At 62.9% G+C, this 8,580-nt stretch carries 11 protein-coding genes; 4 read left to right on the top strand and 7 right to left on the bottom strand.

The genetic code is table 11. The annotated features are described in order from the left end of the window. The 3 genes from AB4Y94_RS10625 to AB4Y94_RS10615 all read left to right on the top strand — a co-directional run. Nucleotides 1–434, top strand: a 434-nt coding sequence (locus tag AB4Y94_RS10625; protein WP_441727779.1) for an alpha/beta fold hydrolase, incomplete at its 5' end; no start/stop codon positions are given. A gap of 222 nt (nt 435–656) precedes the next feature. Next, the gene (locus tag AB4Y94_RS10620; protein ID WP_441727778.1) at nt 657–1,115 is read left to right on the top strand and encodes a hypothetical protein; all 459 of its coding nucleotides are present in this window, start codon (nt 657–659) and stop codon (nt 1,113–1,115) included. Continuing rightward, on the top strand, nt 1,108–2,529 hold the full coding sequence (locus AB4Y94_RS10615; RefSeq protein ID WP_441727777.1) for an MFS transporter: 1,422 nt from the start codon (nt 1,108–1,110) through the stop codon (nt 2,527–2,529). The genes AB4Y94_RS10620 and AB4Y94_RS10615 overlap by 8 nt, the downstream gene beginning before the upstream one ends. A 53-nt stretch (nt 2,530–2,582) precedes the next feature. On the opposite strand, the gene AB4Y94_RS10610 is transcribed toward AB4Y94_RS10615, so the two are convergent. The 7 genes from AB4Y94_RS10610 to AB4Y94_RS10580 form a co-directional block, all read right to left on the bottom strand. Beyond that, nucleotides 2,583–3,650: a flavin-containing monooxygenase gene (locus tag AB4Y94_RS10610; RefSeq protein WP_441727776.1), complete on the bottom strand. Its 1,068-nt coding sequence runs from the start codon at nt 3,648–3,650 to the stop codon at nt 2,583–2,585. Beyond that, nucleotides 3,647–3,856 (bottom strand): multicopper oxidase domain-containing protein, encoded by a 210-nt coding sequence (locus AB4Y94_RS10605; RefSeq protein ID WP_441727793.1) that lies wholly within the window; start codon nt 3,854–3,856, stop codon nt 3,647–3,649. The genes AB4Y94_RS10610 and AB4Y94_RS10605 overlap by 4 nt, the downstream gene beginning before the upstream one ends. A 71-nt stretch (nt 3,857–3,927) precedes the next feature. Continuing rightward, on the bottom strand, nt 3,928–4,140 hold the full coding sequence (locus AB4Y94_RS10600) for a DUF998 domain-containing protein (protein ID WP_441727792.1): 213 nt from the start codon (nt 4,138–4,140) through the stop codon (nt 3,928–3,930). Between the two features lie 139 nt (nt 4,141–4,279). Then, a complete protein-coding gene (locus AB4Y94_RS10595) occupies nt 4,280–5,095 on the bottom strand; it encodes an alpha/beta fold hydrolase (RefSeq protein ID WP_441727775.1) in 816 nt (271 codons plus the stop codon). Next, nucleotides 5,092–5,565: an SRPBCC family protein gene (locus AB4Y94_RS10590; protein WP_441727774.1), complete on the bottom strand. Its 474-nt coding sequence runs from the start codon at nt 5,563–5,565 to the stop codon at nt 5,092–5,094. The genes AB4Y94_RS10595 and AB4Y94_RS10590 overlap by 4 nt, the downstream gene beginning before the upstream one ends. Continuing rightward, nucleotides 5,558–5,914 carry an ArsR/SmtB family transcription factor gene (locus AB4Y94_RS10585; protein ID WP_441727773.1) on the bottom strand — a complete coding sequence of 119 codons (357 nt, stop codon included), beginning with the start codon at nt 5,912–5,914 and terminating at the stop codon, nt 5,558–5,560. Before AB4Y94_RS10585 ends, AB4Y94_RS10590 begins: the two co-directional genes overlap by 8 nt. Before the next feature lie 118 nt (nt 5,915–6,032). After that, complete coding sequence (locus tag AB4Y94_RS10580; RefSeq protein ID WP_441727772.1) at nt 6,033–6,431, bottom strand: PASTA domain-containing protein; 399 nt, start codon at nt 6,429–6,431, stop codon at nt 6,033–6,035. A 231-nt stretch (nt 6,432–6,662) separates the two neighbouring features. Here AB4Y94_RS10580 and AB4Y94_RS10575 point away from each other — a divergent pair, with 231 nt between their 5' ends. Further along, on the top strand, nt 6,663–8,564 hold the full coding sequence (locus tag AB4Y94_RS10575) for an amino acid transporter (RefSeq protein WP_441727791.1): 1,902 nt from the start codon (nt 6,663–6,665) through the stop codon (nt 8,562–8,564). Nucleotides 8,565–8,580: the final 16 nt, after the last annotated feature.

The following is an 8,580-nucleotide window of genomic DNA, read 5'->3' as shown; positions in this document are numbered from 1 at the left end:
CTGCATACGGCGAGCGGGTATCCGTCACCGGCGGCACCCTGAACGTGTACCGGCACGGCGACACCGGGCCGACCATTGTCATGCTCGGTGGATACGGCACCGCATCGCCCGCGCTCGACTTCGCCCCGCTCATCCGTGAACTCGACGGCTACCGGGTTGTCGTGGTCGAAGGCTTCGGGTACGGCTACAGCGACGTTGATGCTCCCCCGCGCACAATCGAGAACATCACCACTGAACTGCATCAGGCCCTCTCGAAGGTCGGAGTCGACGAACCCTACGTCCTGCTCGGCCACTCGATCTCCGGCATCTATGACCTGTACTACGCCAACCGGTACCGGGACGAGGTCTCCGCCGTCGTGGGGATCGACGCATCCGTGCCCGGCCAGATGAACGGACTTGCCGGGCAAGGAAGCCCCACTACTCGACTCATTTAGCCACGATGGCGAGAACTCCACGAGGCCCAACTCAGCAACCGGGATCACGGTGAACTCGTCGAACTCGACGGCGGCCACTACCTCCACTGGACCCAGTCGACAACCATCGCCCAGAAGCTCACGCAGTTCCTCGACTCCGTCGCGGTAACCCGGTGAACTCCATCATCATGGGCGGCACCTCGACCCAGACCGCGCCGAACCCCGCACCAGGTAGGAGCTGAAATGTCACCTGACGAAGCTGCAGCGATCCCGGGTAGTACCCGCGTGCCGACGAGTGCGCCGATCACGGCCATCATTTGGGGTGTAATCATCGGAGCGGCGCAAGCCGCGTCGCCGCTGGCCTTCTGGTGGCTCACTCCGTCCACTGTCTATGCGATGGGTATCGCCGTCATCGCCGCCGTGTACATCGGTTTCGCTGTGGCCGACGGGCGCACTAAAGTGCTCATGGTGGAAATCAGCGTCGCCACGGCTTTCGTGGTTCTCGCAGCAACGGCGGTCACCGGGTCGGCGTGGATTGTGGTCGCCGGACTGGTCGCCCATGGGCTGAAGGATCTCTGGCAGCACCGAACGCAGTTCGTGCGCAAGACCCGGTGGTGGCCACCCTTTTGCGCTGCCGTCGACTTCGTTTCCGCCGCGATCGTGGCGGTGCTCATCATTTCAGGAATGAGTTTCCATGCCTGACCCAGAGTCGATCGCGACGTCTGTGGCACCCGGAATCGGCTCCCCCGTGCGGCAGCGCACTGCGTTGTTCGTCCTCATCGCGGCGCAGTTCGTCGTGATGCTCGACACCGCAGTCGTGAACGTTGCTCTTCCCTCCATCCAGGCAGACCTCGGACTCACGCAAACAGGCGTGGCCTGGGTGGTGAATGCCTATTTCCTGGCGTTCGGCGGCTTCCTGCTGTTGTCCGGGCGGGCAGCGGACCTCTTCGGCAGCCGACGGATGTTCATGATCGGGACTGCGACATTCACCGCCACGACACTGATGGCCGGTTTCGCCCCCAACGAAACGATTCTGGTCGTCGCGCGGGCACTCCAGGGAATCACTGCCGCCATCCTCAGCCCCGCCGCACTGTCCATCGTTCTGGTGCGATTTCCAGGCGCCGAGCGGGCGAAAGCCATGGGCGCATGGGGCGCCGCATCGGCGGCGGGAGGCGCCATCGGCGTCGCTGCAGGCGGCCTGGAGACCGCCGCCCTGGGCTGGCAATGGGTGTTCTTCCTCACCGTCCCCGTCACTCTTCTGGCGCTGATAGTCGCTCCCCTCCTGTTCACGGGCACACTGGGCGCGCGAACCCGACGCAGCTTCGACGGCCTGGGCGCGGCATCCGTCACCGCTGGAGCGCTGGCCCTGATCTACGCGACACTTTCAGTCGCTGACCGAGGTTGGCGTTCGATCGAGACCATTGGTGGCGGTACGGTGGGCATCGCACTGCTCATCGCCTTCGTAGCCATCGAGCGCCGCGCGGCCGACCCCATCGTGCCACTGCGATTGTTCGAAGAGCGCACGGTATCGGCCGGCGTGATCGTCGGTTTGCTGGGCGGGGCGGCGCGAGTGTCGACCTTCTACCTCAGCGCGCTATATCTTCAACAGGTACTTGCCTTCAGCCCGGGAATTGCCGGTTTCGCCATGGTTCCCACGTCGGTTGCCGGGTTCCTGGTGTCCATCCTCGTGCTGCCCCGGATCATCGCCAGGCTCGGCGCAGTGCGAACGCTCGTACTGGGCCTCGTTCTGCTGGCGAGCGGACACTTCTACCTCGCGCAAGTCCCCCAGGATGCCACCTACTCGCTTGACGTGCTGCCCGGGCTGCTCCTGGCAGCTGCGGGTGTTGCCCTCAGCTTCACGCCATCCACCATGGTGATTGCGGCAGGCATCCCCTCGACGCTCACCGGGCTGGCATCGGGTCTGGCGAACGCCAGCTCGCAGATCGGCGGAGCGTTCGGCATCGCGGCATTCAGCGCGGTCGCGGCGCTCACCACCGCGACCGGTGGGATTGCTGCTGGGTTTCAGAACGCCTTCCTCGCGGCGGGCTCCATTGCTGTCATCGCCGCCGTCAGCGCGTACGCATTTCTGCGGCAGAAGGCGACGACCGCTCCATAATGCGGGAACGCAGCGGATCACCTGACCAGCGGGACAGCGCTTATCTACGGACGTTAGGGCGTGAATTCCACGATCCGCTGAGCAAGGTAGGAGGCGTCGTCTCCTACCCAACCGAGCAGCGCGGAGCCGCGCGTGTGTTGCCACGCTTGTCCCAGCGTGTAGAGCCCTGGCGACGGCGTGACGCCTCGGGACTGCCGAAGCCGCCCCGCGTTATCGGTAACGCCGGGAATGTTGATCCAACTGTTGTCGCTGGTGTAGCCGGTGGCCCAGATCACGACGTCATACTCGGCGGTGATTCCGTTGGCGAAGGACACCGAGCGTCCAGCGCCTGCGGTCGCGCGCGGGCGGAGCCGGACGCCGTGACGCCGACTGAGCCGTCTGGGCCCGACACCGATGATCTGATCCCGCGTGGACAGGCGTCGCCCAATCCGCGAACTGGCAGTGACCCGGTCCAACCGCAATGCCGTGGCCCACGACCACACGTCCCGACCCAGCGGGCGCTGCGGGATCGTCGGCAACCGTTTCCCGACGGACAGGTCCACGGTGTGCGTCTTCGACAATTCCAGCGCGATCTGGCAGCCCGAGTTGGAGCCGCCGACAACCAGGACCCGACCGGGCGGAAGGCCCTCTGGTTTCCGGTACTCGGCGCTGTGGAGCTGCGCAACGTCGCCGTCGAGCTGGGCCGAGATCGGCGGGGTGAACGGCGTCTGGAACGGCCCGGTTGCGATCACCACCTGGCGGGGCTCGATCACCCCGGGCGCAGTGTGCGCAATGTAGGCGCCGTCAGTTCTGGTGAGTGAGGTGACGGTCGAGTTCAGCCGCACGGGCATTTCGAATTCAGCCGCGTATGCCTGCAGATACGCCACGACGTCATCCTTGCCCGGGTACGCGTCTGCATCCGCTGGAAAGGGAAGTCCCGGGAGATTGTCATAACGGCCGGAGGTGAACATGCGCAGCGATTCCCAGCGGGACTGCCACACATGCCCGATTTCCGTGCCGGCGTCCACGATGTCGAAGCGAAGCCGCCGCTCGGACAGCTCGCGCCCCATGGCGAGGCCGGCCTGTCCGCCCCCGACCACGAGGACGTCCAATGGCGACCGGTTCGACGCCTCCGCGCTCATTGGATCGGCTCCGGCGTTCGCGCGACGTTGAAGCTGAACATCATTCCGCTCTCTGCGTGTTCGGCGATGTGGCAGTGCGCCATCCACAGGCCCGGATTGCTGACCTCGAGCAGGATGTCCACGGTTTGCCCGGCCGGCACCAACACCGTGTCCTTCCACACCAGATTCGGCCGCGGCCTGCGTTCCCTTGAAGGTCGTTGCGAAATACGGGACCGCGGCGACGGCCGGGATATACATCAGCTTCTTTCCAGACGGGGAGCCGGCGTCGCCGAGCGGCTCAGTGGGTCGGAAGGGGTCCACGAGCCGGGTGCATGTGGGGGCGATCCGGTCGCGATTCGTGAACGTTCCCCAGGACGAACTTGGCTACTTGGATCCAGCCGGGATCACCGTTGGCGAGCACGCTGAGGTCGTTGTGGGCCGCGTCGAAACCGGGACGGAGGAATGCTTGGGCGAAGCCGACGACGAGGCAGAGCGGCCCGGCTGCTGCCACAGGCCAGTAAAGCACGGGTCGCGCGGCTGGATGCGGCGTGAGAGCGGCGGCCTTTTGCCCCTATGTAGGGAGTCGACTTTGGACACGTTCCTACTCCTGGAGTGTGGCGAGTGTGATGTGGGTGAGGAGGACCCTGGAGCTAGGCGCTGAAGAACGCGCGCAGCTCTAGCGCTATGGCTGCGGTTGATACTTGGTGTGTCTGACCCTCGAGGGTGCGGTGCGCAGCATTTGGTACCGAGGCGGCAATCACCGATTGAGCGGCCACCATTGGTGTGGCGGCCTTTCCCCCGACCAGGATCAGGGTCGGAATGGAGATCTGCGAGAGTCGGTCAGTGGGGACAGTGAAGTTGTTGAGAACTTCGGTCTCGTACGGGAGCGTGTTTGCCGATGCAGTCTGGCTCTTCCATACACCGGGGATGAAGTGCAGCATGATCGGGACGAATGCCGGCACGCCGATCATTTTCACCAAGAAATACGAGACCATCGCGCCGCGCTTCTCTTCAGCCAGGAGCGCCTTCAGATGGCGCCCGTGATCGACAGGAACTCCGTCGATGATTCCCACGCCGGTATATGGAGCCTCGTAGGTGCCGAGCTTACGCATCGGTACGCCGGCGGCAGCGGCCTCAAGGGCGAGGGCGGCGCCGGATGAGATCCCATAGACGAAGGCGTTGCCGCCCGCGTGGTGGATCACCGCGGCGAGATCCTCAACCTCACGCTGCACCGCGTAGGGCTGGGTGTCCCCGCTGTCACCGCGGCCTCGGCGATCGTAAAAGTACACGCTGAAGGAGTCGGCAAGTTCCTGCGCAAGCGCGCGTGCCGGACCAAACGATCGGCCACAGAAGGCCCCATCCACTAATATCAGCGCGGGCCCGAACCCGATCCGCTCGACCGAAATTGTTGTCCCGTCCGCTGATATGACCTCGTCGATCGTGGTGTCGTGACTTCTAGTCTTCATGCCGAGTGCCTTTTAAGGATGGTGTCGAGTTTGGCGAAGGAGAGAACCCAGCCAGCGAGTGTCATCTCGCGGATCTGGTCTGTGAAGGGGCCTTGATGGAGGGTCATCCGGGTTCGATCGCCGTGGTCGTGGAACTCGAGTCGAAGGATGATGTCGCTGACGATTCCTCCGGAGGTATCGGCCGTCATCTGGATCTCGAGAAATTCGGGTTCGTTGAAGGAGAGGATCCGGCCCTGGATGGGGTTGGTCGCTCCACTTGAGATTTCGACCATCGAGAGCTCCCACCGGCCGCCTACGACCAGATCTATCGTGACGCTATCGATCGGTACAGTTACTCCTTCCGGCCCGAACCAGCTGGCGAGAAGCGCGGATTCCGTCCAGAACCGCCACACCACGTTGCGGGGCGCTTCGAATGTGCGCGAGACGAAGACGTCCCGATCCGTTACCTCCGGCCGGTAAGCCTCAGACATGAGGGCTCCTTTTCTCTGGGTCCGCAACCGATTGAAAGGCAGCAAGAGCGCCGTCGAGCTTGTCAAACGACTCACCCCAGAACTTCTTGTATTGCTCCATATACTCGCTGGCCCCCTTCAAATGATCGGCTTCCAGATGGCTGAATCGAGCCGTCGCAACCCGACTCCGCGAGATCAAACCGGCATCCTCCAACACCTTCAAATGCCTTGAAATTGCGGGTTGGCTGATCGCAAACGGCGCAGCCAGATCAGACACCTGCGCATCACCCTCGGTTAGCCGCTGCAAGATCGCCCTACGCGTTGGATCGGCCAACGCCCCGAAGACGGCGCTGAGAGTATCGGCATTCATATATAACCTACTTCTTTTAGAACCTCTTGGTTCTAAAAGTATCGCTTCGGCGCGAGTTGTCAAGTAGATCCCTGCCGGTAGAGCCGTTTACAGGCATAGCCGCAGTCTGCCCTCGGGCTCATCCGGAAGAACGATCGGAGGGCACCACCACTAGCGAGCCCTTGCTCGTGTACAGCGAAATCGTTGCTCCGCGTGGTGCAATGCCGGATGGATCGGTGCGCGAGACCTGCCCGGCGGGGAGGTCGGAGTCTTGCTGCCCAGTATCCGTCACGGTTAAGCCGGCCGACTCGAGCACACTATGAGCGACGTCCGGTGACTTGCCCCGCACGTCGGGGATGTCGATTCGGACGACGCGGAACGCGGCCACGTCCGGCTCACCAAACGCAGCCCCGCCCCACGCTTCGTCAGCGACTTTCATGATGCGGGGCCAGGTTCGATGCCGAGCGGTCGCAGCCCCGCCGATGTCGAATCGCAGGTTGCGCAGGTTCGCGTCGCCGCGCACGTTACCGACCCACACGCAGTTGCGGCTTTGGCGCTTGCGCCTAGCACGATCGACGATGCGGTCGATGGCGACAGGGGAGCATCCGCAGCGGATCGGCGTCGGCGCGGTGACGCCGAATGCCTGCGCCAGTTCCTACGAACCTTGTGTGCGACCAGAAGGAACCGCTTCGGCGACGTCTTGGCCTGCCGAGCGTAGTGTGTGCTCGTGAGCAAGTCTCGTATTGAATCTACGGATTTTCGCACGTGGATGCTGCAGGGTCTCGTCGACGAGCGCGGCTCACACGTCGGACCACATTCCGCGGCCGTTGAAAAAACGCATTCCTGGTGGCGGGTGATGTGCCTGACTGGTGTGGACTACTTCTCGACCCTTGGCTATCAGCCTGCGATCGCAGCCTTGGCCGCGGGGCTCCTTTCGCCTATCGCTACTCTCGTGCTGGTTGCCCTGACGCTGCTTGGCGCTCTGCCCGTTTACAGGCGAGTAGCGCGAGAGAGCTTCCGCGGATCTGGCTCCATCCACATGCTGGAGCGACTGCTGCCGTGGTGGGCCGGCAAGTTGTTTGTCCTTGTCCTGCTGGGATTTGCCGCGACGGACTTCATGATCACCATCACCCTGTCCGCCGCTGATGCTTCGGCCCACGCGCTGGAAAATCCCTTCGCTCCGTTATGGCTGCATGGCCAAGAGGTGCCGTTCACCCTCTTGCTCATCGCGCTACTCGGAGGCGTTTTCCTTCGTGGGTTCAAGGAAGCCATCGGCATCGCTGTCGTGCTCGTGGCGGTTTATCTCGCACTCAACCTGGTGGTCATTCTGGTGGCGATCGGCCAAGTCGCGGGGCACCCGGTCCTGGTCACTAATTGGTGGTCAGCTCTGTCCTCGCAGCACGGGAATCCGCTCCTCATGGTCGGTATCGCCCTGCTCGTTTTCCCGAAGCTGGCGTTGGGCATGTCCGGCTTCGAAACCGGAGTCGCGGTGATGCCGCAGGTGAAGGGCGACCAAGGTGATAGCGAGGAGCGCCCCATCGGTCGAATTCGCGGCACGAGGCGATTGCTGATGACGGCGGCGCTGATCATGAGCGGCTTTCTCATCGCCTCAAGTCTCGTCACGACTTTGCTGATCCGGCAGGAAGATTTCCAGCCCGGCGGTCAGGCGAACGGGAGAGCCCTCGCCTACCTCGCCCATGAATACCTGGGCTCGGTGTTTGGTTCCGTGTACGACATCAGCACCATCTGCATCCTTTGGTTCGCCGGCGCTTCGGCGATGGCCGGTCTGCTCAATCTCGTTCCCCGCTATTTGCCGCGATACGGGATGGCCCCGCAATGGGCGCGCGCCGTCCGCCCTCTCGTACTCATCTTCACCGGGGTGGCGTTCCTGATCACGGTCGTCTTCGACGCGAGCGTCGACGCGCAGGGCGGCGCCTATGCGACGGGGGTGCTCGTGCTCATGACGTCAGCATCCGTCGCCGTCACTCTCTCGGCCAGGCATAGAAAGCAGCGGTGGCCCACAATCGGGTTCGGACTCGTTTCAGCGATCCTCGTCTACACCACGGTCGCAAACGTTATTGAACGTCCGGATGGTGTTCGAATTGCGGGGCTGTTCATTCTCGGCATTATGACAACGTCGATCATCTCGCGGGTCCGCCGTTCTTTCGAGCTCAGAGCCACATCGGTGATCCTCGACGACAATGCGCTCGACTATGTCATGACGGATGCCGAAGACTACGACGCCATCCGAATCATTTCCCACGAACCGGACGAAGACACCGAAACCGAATACCGGAACAAGAGCCGTGACGAACGTCGATTCGCCCATATCCCACCGGTTTCGCCAATCGTCTTCCTCGAGGTGTATCCATCCGACTCATCCGATTTCGAGGAAGACCTGGTCGTGCGCGGAGTCGTGAAACACGGGTACCGGGTACTCCAAGTAACGAGTGGAAACGTGCCCAACACCATAGCCGCCGTGTTACTGGAAATTCGCGACCAGACCGGTATCATCCCGGAAATCTACTTCGAATGGACCCAGGGAAATCCGATTTCCAACATGTTCAAATTTCTAGTGACAGGCCTTGGTGAGATCGCTCCCGTAACCCGCGAAGTGCTCCGTGAATCAGAGCCGCAGGCCAAACGTCGCCCGCACGTCCACGTCAGCTGAACGTCCAACAGAACGC

The sequence above is a fragment of the Glaciibacter sp. 2TAF33 genome, from assembly GCF_052114945.1.
Taxonomy (GTDB): domain Bacteria; phylum Actinomycetota; class Actinomycetes; order Actinomycetales; family Microbacteriaceae; genus Cryobacterium.
The sequence above is the reverse complement of the archived record's forward strand: the minus strand, read 5'-3'. Positions and strand labels throughout refer to the sequence as shown.

Coding starts and splice junctions, on each gene's coding strand:
- AB4Y94_RS10620 (WP_441727778.1), top strand. CDS start 657: ATGTCACCTGACGAAGCTGCAGCGATCCCGGGTAGTACCCGCGTGCCG.
- AB4Y94_RS10615 (WP_441727777.1), top strand. CDS start 1,108: ATGCCTGACCCAGAGTCGATCGCGACGTCTGTGGCACCCGGAATCGGC.
- AB4Y94_RS10610 (WP_441727776.1), bottom strand. CDS start 3,650: ATGAGCGCGGAGGCGTCGAACCGGTCGCCATTGGACGTCCTCGTGGTC.
- AB4Y94_RS10595 (WP_441727775.1), bottom strand. CDS start 5,095: ATGAAGACTAGAAGTCACGACACCACGATCGACGAGGTCATATCAGCG.
- AB4Y94_RS10590 (WP_441727774.1), bottom strand. CDS start 5,565: ATGTCTGAGGCTTACCGGCCGGAGGTAACGGATCGGGACGTCTTCGTC.
- AB4Y94_RS10585 (WP_441727773.1), bottom strand. CDS start 5,914: ATGAATGCCGATACTCTCAGCGCCGTCTTCGGGGCGTTGGCCGATCCA.
- AB4Y94_RS10575 (WP_441727791.1), top strand. CDS start 6,663: ATGCTGCAGGGTCTCGTCGACGAGCGCGGCTCACACGTCGGACCACAT.